Source organism: Pedobacter alpinus (assembly GCF_042684645.1).
Taxonomy (GTDB): Bacteria; Bacteroidota; Bacteroidia; order Sphingobacteriales; family Sphingobacteriaceae; genus Pseudopedobacter; species Pseudopedobacter alpinus.
This window is the reverse complement of the sequence record NZ_JBHULV010000045.1, coordinates 55,790-75,760: the sequence shown is the minus strand read 5'-3', so window position 1 is coordinate 75,760 and position 19,971 is coordinate 55,790. Positions and strand designations below refer to the sequence as shown.

Genomic DNA, 19,971 nt, shown 5'->3' with positions numbered 1-19,971 from the left:
CAATCATCAATTAGAACCAAAAAGCTGTTATAAATAACTTCTTAATTAGCTAACAGGTTCACCATTAGTGAATCTGTTATAAATATCTTTTCAATACGGATATTTATAACAATCGTAAAGGATTTTTCATGAAAATGTTTAAAATTATATTCCTCTTTGTTGTGCTCCTCATCAATACTTTTGATGGCTCTGCAGATGAGATTAATCTAAATTTCATGAACATTAGCACCAAAGAGGGACTATCTTCAAATACGGTAAATGCCATGCTTAAAGATCGTTATGGTTTTGTGTGGTTTGCAACAGCTGATGGACTAAATAAATTTGATGGAAAGCATTTTACAGTTTATCGCCATACGGCTAAGGACTCTACCAGCCTATCTGCAAATGAAGTATCGGATTTATATGAAGATGAAAGAGGTAATTTGTGGGTAGCTACTACATCAAGTTTGATGTTGTACAATCGTAAATTAGATTCATTTATAGATTATACAGCAGGAAGAACCCTGTTTATCACTTCATTAAGTAGTGATGCTTCTGGGATGATTTGGGTTGCCTCGTACGATGGAATTTTTATCCTAAATCCACAAACAAAAAAAATAGAACGCCTTATTATAAATGATAAAAGTCAAAAGCATTTAACAGAAGAATCTGTACTGAAGGTGTTTAGGGATAAGCGAAATCAGATATGGCTGGGCACAGATAGCGGTTTGTTGATGTATGTAAGTGAACGTAAAGCTTTTATTAAATACGCACACTCCAGAAATAACCCAGCAGACTTAGTTGATAACTCTGTTAAAGCAATTTACGAAGACAACAAAGCTAACATTTGGGTGGGTACAAATAACGGTTTAAGCATGCTTCGGTCTGATAGGAAAGGCTTTATCAATTACAAGTTTAGTTATTTAGATAAAAATACGCTGAGTAGTGATATTATTTATGCGATAGCCGGGGAGCAAGATGGTAAAATTTGGGTAGGAACTGAAGAAGGTTTAAATATTGTTGATCCAGCAACAAGAAGGGTAGTACGTATTGGTCGCAACGGGCGTAATAATTACAGTTTAAGAGGAAAAGCTGTCAAAGGTCTTTTAATAGATAAACAAGGCATTTATTGGGTGTCAACTTTTAGAAGTGGAGTAAATAAGTACGATAAAAATTTAGCGTTTTTTAACTTAGTAGAAAGTAACATGTATGATCCTTACGGATTAAACGCACCAGTGGTAACGTCTTTTGTGCAAGCAACAGAAAAAGACGTTTACGTAGCTACAGATGGCGGCGGATTGAGCTTGTTTAATATTCCAAATAGGATTTTTAAGCAAATTCCTCTTTCCAAGCAAGGGGATGAAAAACTTTCAATACTTGCAATGGAGAAGGTGGGTTCTGATATTTGGATTGGAACATATTTGCAAGGACTGTTTATTTATAACACCGAAACTGGGCAAAGCAGGCAGATTAAAAAAGGATTAGGCTCAGAGCATTTGAACGGAAATGATATTTTCTGTATTAGAAAAGATAGTCGTGGAAACGTTTGGGTAGGCACTAATGGCGAAGGTGTTGATTGCTACGATTTATCGAATAAAGAATTTCTCCATTTTAATAAAAATGGTAAAGGAAGTCAAAAAATAGATATAAACGGTTATATAAGAGCCATTGAGGAAGACAGCGAAGGAAAAATTTGGATAGGTACTAGTGGGTCTGGCGTGGCAATCTATGATCCGGTTAGCGGCAAATCAAAACTGTTTTCTAAAGCAAACGGTATTTTACCAAATGACAATGTTACCAGTATTTACTGTACACAAGACGGTTTGGTTTACATTGGTACCGTGGGCGGAGGTCTAAGTCTCTATAACCAAAAAACGAATAAGCTTGCTACTTATTCCGAACAGGCGGGTATAGCAAATGGAGTGATTTATAAAATCTTGGAGGATAACGCTGGCAAAATTTGGGTAAGCACCAACCGTGGGATAAGTAGTTTTGATCCTCAAAGCAAGAAATTTAAAAACTATTTTCATCATAACGGTATTCAACAAAGTCCGTTTGTTTCTGGATCAGGCTTAAAACTGGCCGACGGTAGATTATTTTTTGGAGGAACCGATGGCTTTAATTATTTCAACCCTTCACAACTATATACCAATAAAAATGTCCCTTTTGTGGTACTCACAGATTTAAAAATATCTAATCAAAGTATAAAACCTTCTGAAGAAGGGCAAATAGCCGAAGATATTTCCGTAGCGAAAGAAATAAATCTAGATTACAAACAGAATTTCTCATTAAGTTTTGCGGCGCTCAATTATACATCTCCGCAAGAGAACAGGTATTTCTATAAGCTAGAAGGTTTTGATAAAGACTGGAATAGTGTTGGAGCAATAAATACGGCAGTTTACACCAATTTATATCCCGGAGAATATACTTTTAAAGTAAGAGCGTCAAGTGATGCAGGTGAATGGAATTCACCAATAACCACAATTAAAATTTACGTAAAACCACCCTTTTGGTTAACCTATTACGCTTATGCCCTTTACCTTTTTGTTATTGTATCTATTTTATTTTTTATAAGATACTTAGGAATACAAAAACTGGAAACGAAATTTGCGTTAGAACAAGAACGAATTAAAACACAGCAATTAATTGCAGAAGAAAGACGTGAAGCAGAACGTCAACATGAGTTTGACCAACTTAAAATTAAATTCTTGACAAATATTAGCCATGAGTTTCGTACCCCAATTTCTTTAATTATGGGGCCGGTAGAACAATTGTTGCAGCATGAAACTGGTCCAGAAAAATCTGGTCAACTGAATATGGTGCGAAGGAATGCTCGTCGCTTATTAAATCTTGTTAATCAACTACTTGATTTTAGAAACATTAAACTAAAAGAACAAAAATTGAACGCTACCGAAGGCGATTTTGTTTCTTTTTCCAAAGATGTTGCAGAGTCTTTTAAAGATTTGGCAGATAGGAAGCATATTAATTTTGAATTTAAAAGTTCTGTTAGGTTTTACTTTACAATTTTTGACCACGATAAAATTGAGCGCATACTTTTTAACCTGCTATCAAACGCTTTTAAATTTACTTTAATAGATGGCGATATTATGCTTAAGATTGACCAAATGCCTAACGAAAGTGGTTTAAAAATAACTTTGAAAGATAGTGGCATTGGGATGGAAGCTGATGTAAAAGAAAAGGTTTTTGACCGTTTTTACCAGAATAATAATAAAAATGAAATACTGAACCAAGGAAGCGGTATTGGCTTATCAATAACCAAAGAATTTGTAAGGTTACATGGCGGGAATATTGAAGTGGAAAGCATAGCAGATGAAGGCTCTGTGTTCACTATCTACTTTCCCTTCCGCAAAATTGACGATACTTTAGTTTTAGAAGAAGACGCAGTGTATTCAGAAAGTTCTTATTTTAATTTAAACGATAAATACTCGCCTGGCTATAACATTGAAAATACGGGTAATCTTCCGGTGATACTTTTGGTGGAAGACAATGAAGACTTTAGGTTTTATTTAAAAGATAATTTAAAACAATACTACAAAATTATAGAGGCCAGTAACGGAAAAGATGGATGGCAAAAAGTGCTTTCTGCACATCCAGATTTGGTGGTAAGTGATATTAGTATGCCTCACGTAACAGGTATAGAGCTTTGCCAAAAAATAAAGTCGGATAAAAGAACAAGCCATATACCGGTATTACTTTTAACTGCTTTAGCAGGCGAAGAAGACCAATTATTGGGTTTGGAAAAAGGGGCTAACGAATACATGTCAAAGCCATTTAACTTCGAGATTTTGAATGTTAAAATTCGCAATTTATTAACTTTAAACGAAAGCTTTAAGACGGCATATAGCAAACGGATAAAAGTTGACGCTCAAGAAGTTGAAATAGAATCTGACAATGAAAAATTATTAAATAAAGTGAACCAATATGTTGAAGATAACCTAACAAGTGCTCAGCTTTCTGTAGAAGATTTAAGTAAACATATAGGGATGAGCAGAGGTACTTTGTACACCAAAATTTTAGAACTTACTGGCGAAACCCCTGTGGAATTTATTCGCTCTATAAAATTAGATAAAGCTGCAAATTTATTAGAAAAAAGTGAAATGAACATATCACAAATCGGTTATTCTGTTGGTTTTGCAACTCCAAATTATTTTGCCAGAGCATTTAAGGCCAAATTTAATATGCTCCCTTCTGAGTATATTAATACCAAGCGAAACGAAAAAAATTTTGAAAAATTGAAATGAGTAATTGCATAAAATACCTGCAATATTAGTAAAATAAATGTTTAGCGTATTAGATTGATTGTTGTTACTTGTGATAAAGAATAGTAAACTACAAAAACCCTCATTTAAACAAATAGAACATTAATTTTTACAAATGTGCCACCTTAAAAATCTATTAAACCTTTACTTAGTAAAACAAAAAAACCTGAATCATTGTTTCGAAATTTTTATGAGTAGTTAGTTGGGTTATTATCAAAGAATATCGGGAGTATTGGTTTCTCCCGGTATTTATTTCTGATTAAATTTATTAAGTATATTTATTGAATTCGTTGCTCACTTTTACCACTAGCAGATTAACTTAAATTTTATGATTCGGAATAAAAAACTTCTTTTTTTTACATTTTTATTATTCATTGCATCTCCTATTTTTCTCAACTAAAGCTTCCCCATATCGTTGCTGATAGTATGGTTTTACAAAGAGACGCTGCTTTAAAAATTTGGGGTTGGACCTCAATCGGGGAAAAGGTAAAAGTAACTTTCAACGGGAAAAGAGCATCAGTAATAACAGATAAAAATGGTAAATGGATGATGACACGACCTCCAATGAAACCTGGTGGGCCATACCAAATGAAATTAGAGGGAAAAAATAGCGTCACATTAAAAGGAATATTATTGGGCGATGTTCGGTTATGTTCTGGACAATCAAATATGAAACATCAAATGAAATTACATGCCATCAGCTATGCAAATGATATTGTACTGGCAAATTTTCAGAATAACCTACCATAACATTAGATAGTTTTAAGTCAGTTACTTTCTATTATTGCACAAAACAAATTAATGAAATTTTCAAAACACTACCCCACCTGAAATGCTGCTGAATCCTTATTAAGGTTTATACCTTTTCTCCAAAAGCTAAATCTCCAGCATCACCTAAACCGGGAACTATGTATGCTTTGGTGGTCATCTCTTCATCAATTGCCCCTATCCATAAATTTGCTTTGGGTAAATTAGCTTTTACATGAGCTATACCTTCTTGACTTGCTATAATAGAAACAATATGTAGCTCTTTAATTTTGTAATGAGCTGAAAGTTCTTTACAACAGAGAACCATACTTTTTCCTGTTGCCAACATAGGATCTGATACAATAACTGTTTTACCATCTAAATTTGGTGTAGAAATGTATTCCATTTGTATAACGAAATCTCCTGATTTTTTTGTTTTTCGATAGGCGGAAATAAAAGCAGATTCGGATTTGTCAAAAACATTTAACATACCTTGATGCAAGGGTAAACCTGCTCTTAATATTGTTGCCAACACTGGAAAATGCGGAATCATATTTATATTGGATAAACCTAAAGGAGTTTGAACTTCAAATTTTTCAAATTTCAACTTTTTACTTATCTCATAAGCAAAAACCTCACCCATGCGCTCCATATTTCTGCGAAAACGCATTGAATCCTGCTGAACCGCTGCATCACGCATTTCGGCTAAAAAGTTATTAGCAATGCTATTTTGTTGGTTAAGTATAAACATGATGATATAATTATAGGTTTGAAAAAATAATAGACTAAAATATTTAATTGATTGATTTTAAATATACTAAATTTTAGTTTGATAACATTTGATCAAATTAATTTACGATTTACTTTTAGCAAGCATTGTTAAATAGATTGGTTGCCAATTTTTCCATGTTTTAAAATTATTAATTGATTCATTGTGCCAAAGACTTATAAATGTTCCGTTAACTTCTTTAACGTTATCTATAATTTCTTTAAGTAAAATTTCAGCTTCAGTAATCGATAATGACATATATCTTTTTAATGTTTGGTCCATTACTGCGGTAGGATAAATTTTTAGATTTGTGACCTTATCACAGCTTAAATCAAACCAATAAAAAGGTGTACAAGTAGTTGCTCTAAAACCTGCAACATCGGCGAAAGCCATGGTGTAATCTTCTGTTATATCGGCTGTAATTAATGTTTGATAAGTTTTTGGTAGGTTTAAGAGTAAATAATGCTGCCTACTTTTGAGTATAGATTTATTTGCAATGTTTTCTAATTCGTATTTTTCTTTTAGTACATCATCAGAATTTAAAAAAGAAAAATAGGAGGGATGAATCCCGATATCATGGTGTTTCGAAGTTTCGTTAATTAGTTTTTTAAATAGCTTATTTTTTGAATTAGGAGCCACATCATTTACATGTTTATTGCTCAATAGAAAGAAATAAATTGTTTTTAATCCAAATTCTTTATCCCATTTTTTTACCATTTCATAAACATCATAAGGATCATTTTTAAATCCTGATAAAATGATTTTAGCTGTTTTTTTTAAAAAGGAATCAGTGCGGTAATAATAGGGTCTGTCAATATCTAAAGTAGGTATGAACTTGAATTGTCGATGCTTTATTTCAAAGTCTTTATATTTTTGTTTAATTATTTCAGCAATTTCATAAGCCCATTCGTCAACTAGAGGCCTTTTAATAAAGCCATTTTTGTAAGCTAATGAGGATTTACCAGCAAAACGTAGGTGTTCGTCTTTTTCTGTTGAAAGGTATTCTTCATACCTGGATAAAAAATAAAAAGTAGCCGCAAATACATCGAAGGTAAAAACAGAATTTTTAACACTAAACGGAATTTGTAATTCTTTCCAATTTGCAAATACTAAAGATTGAGGGACTATATTTTCTTCATCAATAAAAGCATGTTTTTTAAAATTAATGGTGTTTTCTAAACAGGTATAATCATAAACTATTTTAGCTTCTTGATGATTATTAAAAACCTCAAGATTGTTAGAAAATTCTATATCAACACCTAAAATATGCTCAAAAATATGCGTGGCAGCATATTTTATTCTTTCAGTTAATTTGAATGTATAAATTAATAAAGCCATAGAAAAGTAAAAATGCAATTATAAACTGAACATACTCAAACCAAATTACAAAAAATACCGTCTTTACAGTTGAACATTTGTTCGATTATAAGGTTTGATGATGAGGGATTTATCTGAATAGGTAAATCCCTTTTTACTTTAGCTTCTCTAGAAATATTAAAACTTTAATCCAAAATTTTTTAATACTTCTTGTATAAATTGTATAGCACACATTTATCCCACTCGTTCATTACCGGGTTTAAATCTAACTTAACAAAGTGTCTTTTAAAAGCGATGATTGCTGCAGGTAAATCTCTGGTATCGTAACCAATTATTCTTAAAGCACTTTCTACATCAAAATTTGCAGGTGGTGGCAGGTTTGGAATATCGTACCATAAACCAAAACCGTTATCCGCTAATTTTTTCCAAGGGAAAAGAATACTAGGATCTGGTTTACGTTTTGGAGCAATATCTGAGTGACCAATAAAATTAGGTGTTGGAATGTTGTATGTAGTTTTTAGTTTCGTTAATAAAATTAAAAGACTACTTATTTGGCTATCACTAAAGGGTTCAAAGCCATTATTGTCTAATTCTATTCCAATAGAAGCTGAATTCATGTCGTAATTATTTCCCCATTTGCTATTGCCTGCATGCCACGCCCTTAACTCGTCATTTAGCATTTGTACCACTTCACCATTTCTACCAACAATATAATGCGCACTTACTTGGGTACGTTCTAAAGTAAAAGTTCTAATAGTTTGTGCTAAAGAATCTTGTGCAGTGTGGTGTATAATAACAAAGTTTGGCTTTCTACTACTAAAATTAACCGTAGGGATAAAAGATGTAACTAAGCTATTCCCTAAAGAATCAACAAGCACAGGTGCTACATTGGTATCCATTTTAGTAACTACTTCTTTTACTTTTTCTTCTTGTATTTTTTGAGCTACTTGGTAAGGTTTAGGAGAACAAGCTGCTAAAAAAACCAATAAATTGGCGTACAAAAAAAACTTAATAGTTGTCATTATGGAAAATGTTAATTTGAGATTGTAAAAGTAAAATAAAAAAGCTAGCATCAAATAATAATGCTTTTATGTAGCTAGCTAAAATTACTATTTCTTAGATTTTTCTATTGCTTGGTATATAATATCCTGAATGCGAGGACGAATATTCATATCTAATAATTTATTACTTACCTCTGGGTTTACCCTGTTTGATAAGAATATGTAAACTAAATTTTCTTTAGCATCTACCCAAACAGCTGTACCAGTATAACCTGTATGGCCGTAAGTTTGGCTTGAGGCTAACTTAGATGGGTAACCATTTTTGCTGTTAGCGTCAAATCTATCGAAACCTAAACCCCGCCGGCTAATTTCTGATTGTTTTGCTGTAAAGTAATCAATGGTGCTAGCTTTAAAATAGCGTTTACCGCCGTAAGTTCCTTTATTTAGCAACATTTGGTATAAAATAGCTAAATCTGTAGCGTTAGAAAATAGTCCGGCATGGCCAGAAACTCCGCCTACCATTGCTGCACCTTGATCATGAACATAACCCCAAAGCAAAGTTTTTCTAAAATAATTATCTTGTTCTGTAGGTATGATACGAGATTTTGTGAAGCGATAACGCGGATTAAAACCTGTGGTGTGCATGCCTAAAGGTTTATAAAAATTGTTCATCACATAATCTGCCATTGGTTCTTGAGTAATAGTTTCAACAATTTCTTTCATAAAATACATACTCAAATCGCTGTAAACGTATTTTCCTCTGGTTTTTAAAGGACTTTCAAGCATTTGTTTCCACATTACATCTCTAAAGTACTCTTTCTTCATAAAAAAGCTATCGGCAACTTTTACGGTATAATTCTCAGATGAATCTCTGCTAAAATCTTCTGGCTTAATGCTGTTGTAAAAAGGAATGAAGGGAATAAAACCAGCTTGGTGTAATAGTACTTCTTTAACTTTAATATCACTTTTTGCAGTATTTCTTGTTTTAGCAATGTAGGTATTGATGGTAGTGTCTAAATCTAATTTTTTTTGCTCGTAAAGTCGCATCACTTCCATTGTGGTAGCACTAACTTTGGTAATAGATGCTAAATCAAAAATATCATCAACCCTTTCTTTAGGCGCATCTTTATCATAAGTATGTGTTCCGTAGGCTTTATTGAAAATGATTTTTCCGTCTTTAGCCACCAAAACAACCATACCCGGTGCTGCTTTTTCTTTTATTGCTTCTGCTGCTACTACATCAATTCCTTTTAAATCATTGATATTGATACCCACTTCTTCTGGCACAGTATAAGCAAACCTTATTTTATTAATAATGCTTCCGGTACCTGTTTTATAATTATCTGTATAAGTTTTCTGTAAAACGGCCGATGTGCCAACACCACCAAAAACCAGTTGAGCGGTAAAATTTGCGCCAACATCTGTATGGTTAGGGCACCAAATAATTGGTGCTGTAATTTCGGTAAGTTGTGTTAAGCTTTTAGGATTGCCAAAAAGGGTAATAATTAATTGTTTTTTTTCTTGAAGTTCTTTAACAAAGTTTAAAACATCGGTATTGAAAACAGAAACATCAGATAAAGAAACAATAACCGTGTTATAGAACTTTAAATCGTCTATTAAATTTTTAAACTGGTTGTTACTTGCGTAAATGTTTCCATTAAATGGATCAACTTGGCTGTATTTATTTAACAAGCTATCAAAAGTTATAGAATGGCTAAAGCCTAAATCTATACTGGCAATGCTTCTTTTTTCTAGGTTTTTTAACGGAATAATTTCATCAGCGTTGTTTAAAACAACCGTATTTTTTTCTGAATCTTTAAAATTATTTAACCAGTTTTTATCTTCTAAATGGTCTTGTCCGCATGCAAATAAAATCACACTTGTAAATAAAGCGCTAATTATGAATCTTTTAATCATTTTTGATATACTTTTTTTCCGGCAATGTATGTAGTTAAAACTTTTGTAAGCGGTATTTTATTGTCTTCAATAGTCATCATATCCTGATTAAGGATAATGAAATCTGCAAATTTCCCTTTCTCTAAACTTCCTTTTTCATGTTCTTCAAAATTCGACTTAGCTGCCCAAATTGTCATCCCTTTTAAAGCCTGTTCTCTGCTTAGCGCATTTTCCATTTGAAAACCGTTTTTAGGATAGTTTTCTAAATCTTTGCGAGATACGGCTGCATAAAAAGTGTTTATTGGGTTAATATCTTCAACCGGAAAATCTGTACCTAAAGGCAACCAATTATTCTGGTTCAATAACTCTAAATAAGCATAAGCAGATTTTACACGCTGGTTTCCTAGCCTATTTGCTGCCCAATACATATCTGAAGTTGCGTGGGTTGGTTGTACAGATGGAATAATGCTATTGTCTCCAAACAATTTAAAATCAGCCGGGTTAACAATTTGGGCATGTTCTATTCTCCAACGCTTATCGTTTTTGCCTTTTAAAACAGATTCGTAAATTTTTAAAATGGTTCTATTTGCCGAGTCTCCAATAGCATGGGTACACATTTGAAAATCGTTATCATATATTTTTTGTGCTACCTCTTTAAAATGATTTTCATCAGATAACAGAAAACCTAAATGATCTTTTTTATCTGAATATGGTTTTAATAAACAAGCTCCTCTTGAACCTAAAGCACCATCGCCATAAACTTTAAAAGAGCGTACATTTAAATGTTTTGTTTTTATTTTCCCCTTCTTAATTAAAAAGTCGTAATTATCTTGGGCATCGCTTAACATGGCGTAAAGTCTCATTTTTAAATCGCCAGTTTTTTGTAAAGAGTCTATCAACAATACATCTTTATAATCTAAACCACAATCATCAACTGTTGTTAAACCAACTGCAAAGCAATTATTTGCAGCATCAATTAAAGATTTTGTTTTTTGTTGATTGTTTAACTTCGGAATTTTAGAACTTACTAAGTCAACAGCATTATCTATTAGTAAACCTGTAAGTTTTCCATTTTCTACAATTACATCTCCACCTGTTAATTTAGTGTCAATGGTAATTTTTGCACTGTCCAAAGCTATCTGATTTGCAATAGCCGCATGCCCATCTATGCGTGTTAATATTATTGGTCTGTTTGGGTACAAAGAATCTAATACTTCTTTATTAGGAAAATTTTTAACGTCCCAATCATTTTGATCCCAACCTCTCCCAATTATCCAACCTTCTTTATTTTTATCGGTATAAGCTTTAATATGCGCTACAATTTGTGCCCAACTTTTTGTTCCACGTAAATTTAATTCTTGTAAGCCTTCGCCATAGCGTAAAAAATGAGCATGGGCATCAATAAAACCCGGAACTATTGTTTTTCCTTCAGCATCAATTTCTTCATTTGCTTTAAAAAGCGCTTGCATTTCTTCATTTGTGCCAGTTGCAATTATTTTACCGTCAGATACTGCAAGGGCTTGTGCAACAGTAAAATTGCTATCTAGTGTGTAAATTTTCGCATTAATGATGATGAAATCAGCGTGTTTTTTAATTTGACAAGCAGATAATGCAAAAAGTAAAAGAATTGAAAAGACAAGCCTGTTATTCATTTTTGAAGATAATTGATGTTAAAAAATTAAAGATAGCTAAGGCTGATGGATATGCCAACATTTTTAAAGGTGTAATTTGCTATTTGAGCAAATAATGCCTGAAAATTTTAATATTTTTGCCAAACATGTCAGATATAATTAAACTTTTACCAGATGCCGTAGCCAACCAAATAGCTGCTGGCGAAGTGGTACAAAGACCAGCTTCTGCAGTAAAAGAGCTTTTAGAAAACGCCATAGATGCAGGTGCTGATAAAATACAACTTATAATAAAAGATGCTGGAAAGGCTTTAATACAAGTGATTGACAATGGTTGCGGAATGAGCGCAACTGATGCAAGAATGTGTTTTGAACGTCATGCAACTTCTAAAATTAACAAAGCAGAAGATTTATTTGCGATAAGAACCATGGGTTTTAGGGGCGAAGCAATGGCATCTATTGCTGCAATTTCGCAAGTGGAACTTAAAACTCGCAAGCATGAAGACGAATTGGGTTCGCTTTTGCAAATTGAAGCATCAACTGTTACCCATCAAGAACATTGTGCAACGGCAGCAGGAACTTCAATTGCTGTAAAAAATCTTTTCTATAACATTCCGGCTAGGCGTAATTTTTTAAAAAGTAACCCGGTAGAACTTCGTCACATTATTGATGAATTTCAAAGAGTTTCTTTAGCACATCCCGAAATTTATTTCACCTTACACCATGATGGGCAAGAAGTTTATCATTTACCAGCGGTACAATTAAAACAACGTATTGTACATTTATTAGGCAATAATTATAACGAACGTTTAGTGCCTTTAGATGAAGAAACCAGTATTATACAAGTAAAAGGATTTATTGGCAAGCCTTCTTTTGCTAAGAAAACTCGTGGCGATCAGTTTTTTTTTGTAAACAACAGGTTTATTAAAGATGGTTATTTAAACCATGCCGTAACTATTGCTTATGAGCAGCTTTTACCCGAAGATTGCTTTCCGCTTTATGTATTATTTATTGAGATTGACCCTGCAAAAATAGACATCAACGTTCATCCCACAAAAACAGAAATTAAATATCAGGATGAAAAAGCAATCTATGCCATCATCCGTTCGGCAGTTAAACGTTCTTTAGGACGGTATAACATTACCCCCACTTTAGATTTTAATCAAGAAACCGCTTTTGAGGGAATGTTAACTCAAAAACCGTTAGAAGAAATAAGCGCCCCATCAGTAAATTTTAATCCAAGCTTTAACCCTTTTCATGATGGCAAAGCGGCAACAAAAGAACTGCCTTTTTTACGTAACATGAGCGAATCTAAAAGCATTCCAAGTAATTGGAATACGCTTTATGAAATTAGCGAGAAAAGAACTTTTGAACAAAATAGCTTTGAATTAAACCACGAAAAAAATATTGCGACTGGCGATGACAAGTTAGAAAACTTAAGTAGCCGACAAGTTTTTCAGTTGCACCAGCGTTATATTATTACCCAAATTAAATCGGGTTTTATGTTGGTAGATCAACAAGCAGCCCATGAGCGTATTTTGTATGAACGTTTTTTGGTGCAATTAGAACAAAATAAGGGCTTAAGTCAGCAAAGTTTATTTCCGCAAACGGTAACATTAAACACTACAGATTTTGCTTTGGCTAACGAATTACTGCCATATTTTCAGGCATTGGGTTTTGATATCAGAGATTTTGGAAAAAATACGTTAGTGATAGAAGGTGTACCTGCAGATTTACCCGAAAACAATGATTTGGCCACTATGTTGGAAGAATTAATTGAAGGTTTTAAAAACAACCACACCGTTTTAAAGTTAGATAAAAGAGATAATTTAGCCCGAACATTAGCCAAAAACTCGGCTATAAAAGCTGGCACAACATTAGAGACCGAGGAGATGAATAATTTAATTGATCAGCTATTTGCTTGTTCAATGCCCAATGCGTCTTTAAACGGCAAACAAATTATAGTTAAAATCACACTTGAAGAGCTTTTTGAGCGTTTTAACAAACATTAAAATATTATTGAATAAATGAGAGATTTTAACCCTTTAAGTAATACGCTTTTTCCGCCAATTGTAAAAAACCTTCTCATTATTAACGGAATTTTGTTTTTTGCAACTTATGTGTTCCAAAGCAGTTTTGGATTTGATTTGTCAGAACATTTAGCTTTGTTTTACCCTGCTTCAGATAAATTTAGGGTTTGGCAACTGTTTACCCATTTATTTATGCATGCCAATATTGGGCATATTTTTTCAAATATGTTTGCTTTATGGATGTTTGGTTCTGTTTTAGAGAAATTTATGGGCTCTAAAAAATTCATAAACTATTATATTTTAACTGGTATTGGTGCTTCTATTCTTTTTTTAGGAGTGCAAGCTTTAGAAATAGCACCTTTACAAAGCAGTGCCGAAGTTTATACTGCTGCTCCTTCCATTAGTAAATATGAAAGCTTTGTACAAGATCAAGTTCCAGAAAATATACAACCAGATTTTAACAGAGTTACGGAGTATTGGCAACAAAACCCCGAAAGTGTTGATGCAAAAAAAGCATCAGTTAATATGGTTAACAGTTATTTAAGCGCAAAATTAAATACACCAGTTTTAGGTGCTTCTGGAGCTGTATTTGGTATTTTATTAGCATTTGGAATGTTGTTTCCAAATACATTAATTTATATTTATTTCTTTTTCCCTATGAAAGCCAAATATTTGGTTATTCTTTATGGGTTATTTGAACTTTATAACGGAATGGCTAATAACCCAGGAGATAATGTGGCTCATTTTGCACATTTAGGTGGTATGTTGGTTGGTTTTATCCTCATAAAACTTTGGGGAATAAAAAGAGTTGATTCTTTTTAATAAATTTAAAGCATGAACGTATTAAACGAGTTGAAATTCAAAATCTTTGCATCTGGTAGTAGGGTAAACTTATTAATTGCTATAAATGTTGCAATTTTTTTATTTTTTAGCTTACTAAGTGTTTTTGAGTACCTGTTTACCAAGCAGAGTAACATTAACAATTTTGTTTTTAATTTTTTGGCAGTACCTACGTTTTTACCAAAACTGCTTTACCGTTTCTGGACACCCTTTACCTACATGTTTTTACACGATGGTTTTTTCCATATTTTGTTTAATATGTTGTGGTTATTTTGGATGGGAAAAATTTTAGAAGGATTTTTAAACAGTAAAAAATTAACATTTGTTTATTTAGCTGGCGGTTTATCTGGTGCATTTTTTTACATTTTATGCTATAACATTATTCCCGCTTACGCTGATGCAAGCTTAAGTTCCGCAGCTGTTGGTGCATCTGCTTCTGTTACTGCCATTTTGGTTGCAACAGCCACACTTGTACCCAATTACACCATTCATTTGATGTTTATTGGAGCTGTTAGGTTAGTTTGGATAGCTATAGTTTATATTATTATTGATATTTTAAGCTTAGCGGGAAGTAATGCTGGCGGTTACCTTTCACATTTGGGAGGTGCTATTTTTGGCTTTTTGTTTATAAAAGCCCTACAAAGCGGTAATGATTGGTGTAAACCTTTTGAAAATGTTTTTGAGCCAAAAGCAAAGTTAAAAGTAGTATCTAAACAAGAGCATAAAGTTTCATTCAATATCCGTACGGATATGCCAAACCAAGAAATTATTGACGCCATATTAGATAAAATATCTAAAAACGGATATGATAATTTAACAGCCAAAGAAAAAGAAACCCTTTTTAAATTAAGCACTAACAATGAAGAAAAGAGGAAATAGTTTTTTTATTAAAACATTACTATTCTTCAATTTTGCAGTAATAATTGCTTTACTACTTAGCTATTGTGCAACAATTATTAATCCGCTAACATTTTGGTATTTCACACTATTTGGTTTAGCATACCCTTTCATTTTGTTAGCAAACGTTTTATTTATTATTTTTTGGGCAATACTTAAACGTTGGTATTTTATTTATTCGTTATTATTTATTTTAATTGGTTTTAAGCCACTTACTCGCACTTTCGGTTTTCGGTTATCTAATACCGATTTTGTTACTGATAGCAATACGTTAAAATTAATGACATACAACGTTCATAATTTTAGGACTCAAGAAGGTATTTTAGATACAGCGCTAAGTAAGAATTTCTACAGCATGATAAAATCTGAAGACCCAGATGTTGTTGGTTTTCAGGAGTTTTTTACAAGAACAAAAGGTAAGTTCGACTTTAAAGATTCGTTGCTAAAAGTTTTAAACACCAAACAGTACTTTTATAGTAAAACAGATTTTAATGATTATGAATCTTTAGGAATTGCTGTTTTTAGTAAATACCCAATAGTTAACAGTGCAGAAATACAGTTTGATAGTATAGCAATAGGTAATAAGGCTGTTTTTATTGATATCCAAAAGGGAAATAAAACACTAAGAGTTTACGTGGTTCATTTAGCATCTATTTCTTTCCAACCAGAAGATTACTCTTTTATAAATGAGGTTAAAAAAGATTTGAACACCAATGAAGACGTAGTTTCTTCTAAGCGTATTGTAAAAAAGTTAAAAAATGCTTTTGTTAAAAGAAGTAACGAGGTTAAGGTACTGAAAGAACATATTGAAAGTTGTACAACGCCTTATATCATCATGGGCGATTTTAATGATACTCCAGTTTCTTTTGCTTTAGCAGAAATGACCAAAGGCTTAAAAAATGCTTTTCAAGATAAAGGTTCGGGCTTGGGTGTTACTTATAATGGCGCATTCCCTAATTTTCAAATAGATTATATTTTAGCATCACCAACTTTAGATTTTAGTTCTTATAAAATCATCAAAAAAGATTTATCAGATCACTACCCAGTTAGGGCAAATGTGGTTTTAGGTAATTAGGTTTAAACAGGCTCTAAGTGCTCCAAACAAATTTAATCTGTGTAGTTTTCTAGTTCAAACTCACAATTATAATCATTATTAAACTCAAATGTAAGTGGTGTCAATCGGTTTAGCTTAAAGCTTTTTAAGGCGTTATAACATGACTAAATCATTACAATAAAAATCATTTTCGAGAAACTATTCTAAAATCTTTTTGTTGTTTTAGTATTATGACAAGTGTCATTTTTTTAAAATAATTCAATAGTTAACTTTATAAAAAAAATCATGAAATTTTTAACATTAACAATTGCTGCAGCATCTATATTTTTAGCTTCTTGCGGCGGAACTGATAGTACTTCCAATCAAGCTACATCAGAAACAACAGAAACACAAACTGAAGAATTAGCTGTAGAAAGTCCAGCTGTGGCTGCATTAGCGGCAAACAATCAAATCAGTATTACTGGAAATGATTTAATGAAGTATAGCGATACCCTATTTAAGGTAAAAGCGGGAGAGGTGGTAACGTTAAAGATGTCAAACGTTGGTAAGTTGCCAAAAAGTTCAATGGGCCATAACTTCGTATTGCTAAAATCAAATGTAGATGTTGCCAATTTCGCAACTGAAGCTATGTCTGCTCAGGATACTGATTACATTCCAGCTTCATTAGTTAATTCTATAATAGAACATACAAAGTTGTTAGGACCAGGCGAAAGTGATGAAATTACTTTTACTATCAATAATCCAGGTTCTCATAATTTCCTTTGTAGCTTTCCTGGCCATTACGGAGTAATGAAGGGTAGAATTATTGCAGAATAAGTTCATCAATTTTAATTTCAAATATTTTTAAAAAGGTAGGTTTTAATAGCTTGCCTTTTTTGCGTAAATGGTTTTTGCAAATTGTATTAAACAAATTATTCTAATAGCATCAAATTTCATAATTTGCAGCCATGTCACAAACATTATCATTATATAATACACTTAGTCGTAAAAAAGAAGAATTTAAAGCAATTAACGCCCCATTTGTGGGTATGTATGTCTGCGGACCAACGGTTTACAGCGATGTGCATTTAGGTAATTGCCGTACTTTTATTTCTTTTGATATCATCTATCGCTACCTCACTTATTTGGGTTATAAAGTGCGCTATGTAAGAAACATTACTGATGCCGGGCATTTAGAAAGTGATGGTGATGTAGGTGAGGACAAAATTTCTAAGAAAGCAAAATTGGCAGAAGTTGAGCCCATGGAAATTGTGCAAAAGTATAGTGTAGATTTTCATCAGGTAATGCAAATATTTAATGCTTTGCCACCAAGTATTGAGCCTACCGCAACCGGCCATATTATAGAACAAATAGAAATGGTGAAAACCATTTTAGCAACTGGTTTAGCTTATGAGGTTAATGGAACTGTTTATTTTGATGTAGAAAAGTACAATCAGAAAGAAAATTACGGAGCTTTAAGTAATCGTAAATTAGAAGATTTACTAAACAATACTCGCGATTTAGGCGGGCAAAATGAAAAACGCGGTCCTTTAGATTTTGCGCTTTGGATTAAAGCAAAACCAGAACATTTAATGCAATGGCCTTCTCCGTGGGGTAATGGTTTTCCGGGTTGGCATTTAGAATGCTCTGCCATGAGCAATAAATATTTAGGTAGCCAGTTTGATATACATGGCGGCGGCATGGACTTAGCTCCAACGCACCATACTAATGAAATAGCACAAAATGTTGCAGCTTGTGGTCAGCAACCAGCAAATTATTGGGTACACACCAATATGCTTACTGTAAACGGACAAAAAATGTCTAAATCTTTAGGAAACAGTTTTTTACCTCACGAATTATTTTCTGGGAATCATAAATTATTAAATAAAGGCTACAGCCCAATGGTGGTTCGTTTCTTTATGTTACAAGCACATTACCGTAGTACTTTAGATTTTTCTAATGATGCTTTAGATGCTAGTGAAAAAGGCTTTAAGCGATTAATGTACGCCATTTCTTTATTAGAAAAACTAAAAACAAGCGTAAATTCTGATATTGATGTTAAAGCTATAGAAGCTAAGTTTAAATCTGCCATGAATGATGACTTTAACACTCCAGTTTTAATTGCCGAATTATTTGATGTAGCAAGAATCATTAATTCTGTACACGATGGTAAAATGCAAATTACCGAGAATGATTTAGCCGATTTAAAAACTTTGATCTCCACTTTTGTAGAAAATGTTTTAGGCTTAAAAAACGATATTCAAGCAACTGATGATTTAGCACCTGTAATGGATTTTATTTTAAAAATAAGAACCGACGCAAAAGCTAACAAGGATTATGCTACGTCAGATAAAATCAGAATTGGTTTAAATGAAATTGGCTTTGATGTAAAAGACGGCAAAGAAGGCAGTACTTGGAGTAAGAATTGATTTCTACAATTTTGATTAATTAAATAAAGACATAAATGGGTAAATTGATAGAAGACTTTAACGGTTATCGCACCAAAATGAATGCTCGTATTTCCGAAACGGCAAATACCAATATCAAAAGGTTTTTAGCTTTAGATACTACCTCTTATGCTGATGGAGCTTTAAGCGTTAAAACAAAGGAAATGTTAGGCTTAGTTTCATCAATGGTTTTACGTTGCGATGATTGTATAAAATACCATTTGGGCAAATGCTACGATGCAGGAGTTAACACCGATGAACTAAATGAAATTTTTATGATTGCTAACCTTGTTGGTGGTTCAATTGTAATTCCGCACTACCGCAGAGCATTAGAATATTGGGACGAGTTACAACAACAGTAATGGATGAAATTCAACGATGCCATTGGTGCGGTTCAGATGAACTTTATACCAAATACCACGATGAAGAGTGGGGTAAAGAAGTACATGACGACAAAATATTGTTCGAATTTTTAATTTTAGAAGCTGCCCAAGCTGGCTTAAGTTGGATTACTATTTTGCGTAAGCGAGAGAATTACCGTAGGTTATTTGCCAATTTTGATGCAGAGAAAGTTGCCGCTTTTACTCAAGAAGATATAGAAAGAATTTTATTAGATGTTGGAATTATAAGAAACCGTCTAAAAGTTGTTGCTGCAGTAAACAATGCAAAACTGTTTTTAGGTATTCAAAAAGAATTTGGCTCTTTTGATGGTTATTTGTACTCTTTTACACCAAATGGCAAACCCATTGATAATAAACTTACAGATAGCAAATTAACACCAGCCACATCACAAATATCTGATGCAATTGCTAAAGATATGAAAAATAGAGGTTTTAAGTTTTTTGGCTCTACCATTTGCTATGCATACATGCAAGCAACAGGTATGGTAAATGATCATGCTTTAGATTGTAGTTTTAGATAAGGTAATCTCGAAATATTCTATAACCTTATTTACCACCCAGCTCTGTGTGTTCTGCGTAATCTTTGGTTGAAATAATACGCCCAGCTTTGTTTCTCTCTGTGAAAAAAACTTTGTGACCTTTGTGGTTAATAGAAAAAACCACAAAAAAAAGCCTTGGGTTAAGCTTTAACTTAACCCAAGGCTTT

The 19,971-nt window shown here is 32.9% G+C and carries 15 protein-coding genes; 10 read left to right on the top strand and 5 right to left on the bottom strand.

The features are described 5' to 3' along the window. The first annotated feature begins 215 nt into the window (after positions 1 to 215). Complete coding sequence (locus ACFSSE_RS12935; RefSeq protein WP_379100968.1) at positions 216 to 4,241, top strand: hybrid sensor histidine kinase/response regulator transcription factor; 4,026 nt, start codon at positions 216 to 218, stop codon at positions 4,239 to 4,241. A gap of 444 nt (positions 4,242 to 4,685) precedes the next feature. Beyond that, positions 4,686 to 5,009 (top strand): hypothetical protein, encoded by a 324-nt coding sequence (locus ACFSSE_RS12930; protein ID WP_379047231.1) that lies wholly within the window; start codon positions 4,686 to 4,688, stop codon positions 5,007 to 5,009. A gap of 106 nt (positions 5,010 to 5,115) precedes the next feature. On the opposite strand, the gene upp is transcribed toward ACFSSE_RS12930, so the two are convergent. The 5 genes from upp to ACFSSE_RS12905 form a co-directional block, all read right to left on the bottom strand. Beyond that, positions 5,116 to 5,757 (bottom strand): uracil phosphoribosyltransferase, encoded by a 642-nt coding sequence (gene upp, locus ACFSSE_RS12925; protein ID WP_379047228.1) that lies wholly within the window; start codon positions 5,755 to 5,757, stop codon positions 5,116 to 5,118. 102 nt (positions 5,758 to 5,859) lie between these two features. Then, the gene (locus ACFSSE_RS12920; protein ID WP_379047225.1) at positions 5,860 to 7,113 is read right to left on the bottom strand and encodes a polysaccharide deacetylase family protein; all 1,254 of its coding nucleotides are present in this window, start codon (positions 7,111 to 7,113) and stop codon (positions 5,860 to 5,862) included. 179 nt (positions 7,114 to 7,292) lie between these two features. Then, positions 7,293 to 8,114, bottom strand: a complete 822-nt coding sequence (locus ACFSSE_RS12915) for an N-acetylmuramoyl-L-alanine amidase (protein ID WP_379047223.1) — start codon at positions 8,112 to 8,114, stop codon at positions 7,293 to 7,295. An 87-nt stretch (positions 8,115 to 8,201) separates the two neighbouring features. Next, positions 8,202 to 10,010 (bottom strand): serine hydrolase domain-containing protein, encoded by a 1,809-nt coding sequence (locus ACFSSE_RS12910; RefSeq protein ID WP_379047219.1) that lies wholly within the window; start codon positions 10,008 to 10,010, stop codon positions 8,202 to 8,204. Then, the gene (locus tag ACFSSE_RS12905) at positions 10,007 to 11,641 is read right to left on the bottom strand and encodes an amidohydrolase (RefSeq protein ID WP_379047216.1); all 1,635 of its coding nucleotides are present in this window, start codon (positions 11,639 to 11,641) and stop codon (positions 10,007 to 10,009) included. The genes ACFSSE_RS12910 and ACFSSE_RS12905 overlap by 4 nt, the downstream gene beginning before the upstream one ends. 125 nt (positions 11,642 to 11,766) lie before the next feature. Here ACFSSE_RS12905 and mutL point away from each other — a divergent pair, with 125 nt between their 5' ends. From mutL to ACFSSE_RS12865, 8 genes are all read left to right on the top strand, one after another. Further along, positions 11,767 to 13,629, top strand: a complete 1,863-nt coding sequence (mutL, locus tag ACFSSE_RS12900; protein ID WP_379047213.1) for a DNA mismatch repair endonuclease MutL — start codon at positions 11,767 to 11,769, stop codon at positions 13,627 to 13,629. Positions 13,630 to 13,644: 15 nt separating this feature from the next. Beyond that, positions 13,645 to 14,469, top strand: coding sequence for a rhomboid family intramembrane serine protease (locus ACFSSE_RS12895; protein ID WP_379047209.1), 825 nt, complete (start codon positions 13,645 to 13,647; stop codon positions 14,467 to 14,469). A 12-nt stretch (positions 14,470 to 14,481) separates the two neighbouring features. After that, positions 14,482 to 15,366 (top strand): rhomboid family intramembrane serine protease, encoded by an 885-nt coding sequence (locus ACFSSE_RS12890; protein WP_379047206.1) that lies wholly within the window; start codon positions 14,482 to 14,484, stop codon positions 15,364 to 15,366. Beyond that, positions 15,347 to 16,459, top strand: a complete 1,113-nt coding sequence (locus ACFSSE_RS12885) for an endonuclease/exonuclease/phosphatase family protein (RefSeq protein WP_379047203.1) — start codon at positions 15,347 to 15,349, stop codon at positions 16,457 to 16,459. The genes ACFSSE_RS12890 and ACFSSE_RS12885 overlap by 20 nt, the downstream gene beginning before the upstream one ends. Before the next feature lie 264 nt (positions 16,460 to 16,723). Next, positions 16,724 to 17,254: a plastocyanin/azurin family copper-binding protein gene (locus ACFSSE_RS12880; RefSeq protein ID WP_379047200.1), complete on the top strand. Its 531-nt coding sequence runs from the start codon at positions 16,724 to 16,726 to the stop codon at positions 17,252 to 17,254. 131 nt (positions 17,255 to 17,385) lie between these two features. After that, positions 17,386 to 18,846, top strand: coding sequence for a cysteine--tRNA ligase (gene cysS / locus ACFSSE_RS12875; RefSeq protein WP_379047197.1), 1,461 nt, complete (start codon positions 17,386 to 17,388; stop codon positions 18,844 to 18,846). A 35-nt stretch (positions 18,847 to 18,881) separates the two neighbouring features. Then, positions 18,882 to 19,226 carry a carboxymuconolactone decarboxylase family protein gene (locus ACFSSE_RS12870; RefSeq protein ID WP_379047194.1) on the top strand — a complete coding sequence of 115 codons (345 nt, stop codon included), beginning with the start codon at positions 18,882 to 18,884 and terminating at the stop codon, positions 19,224 to 19,226. Beyond that, positions 19,226 to 19,786, top strand: coding sequence for a DNA-3-methyladenine glycosylase I (locus ACFSSE_RS12865; RefSeq protein WP_379047281.1), 561 nt, complete (start codon positions 19,226 to 19,228; stop codon positions 19,784 to 19,786). Before ACFSSE_RS12870 ends, ACFSSE_RS12865 begins: the two co-directional genes overlap by 1 nt. The last annotated feature ends 185 nt before the right edge of the window (positions 19,787 to 19,971 follow it).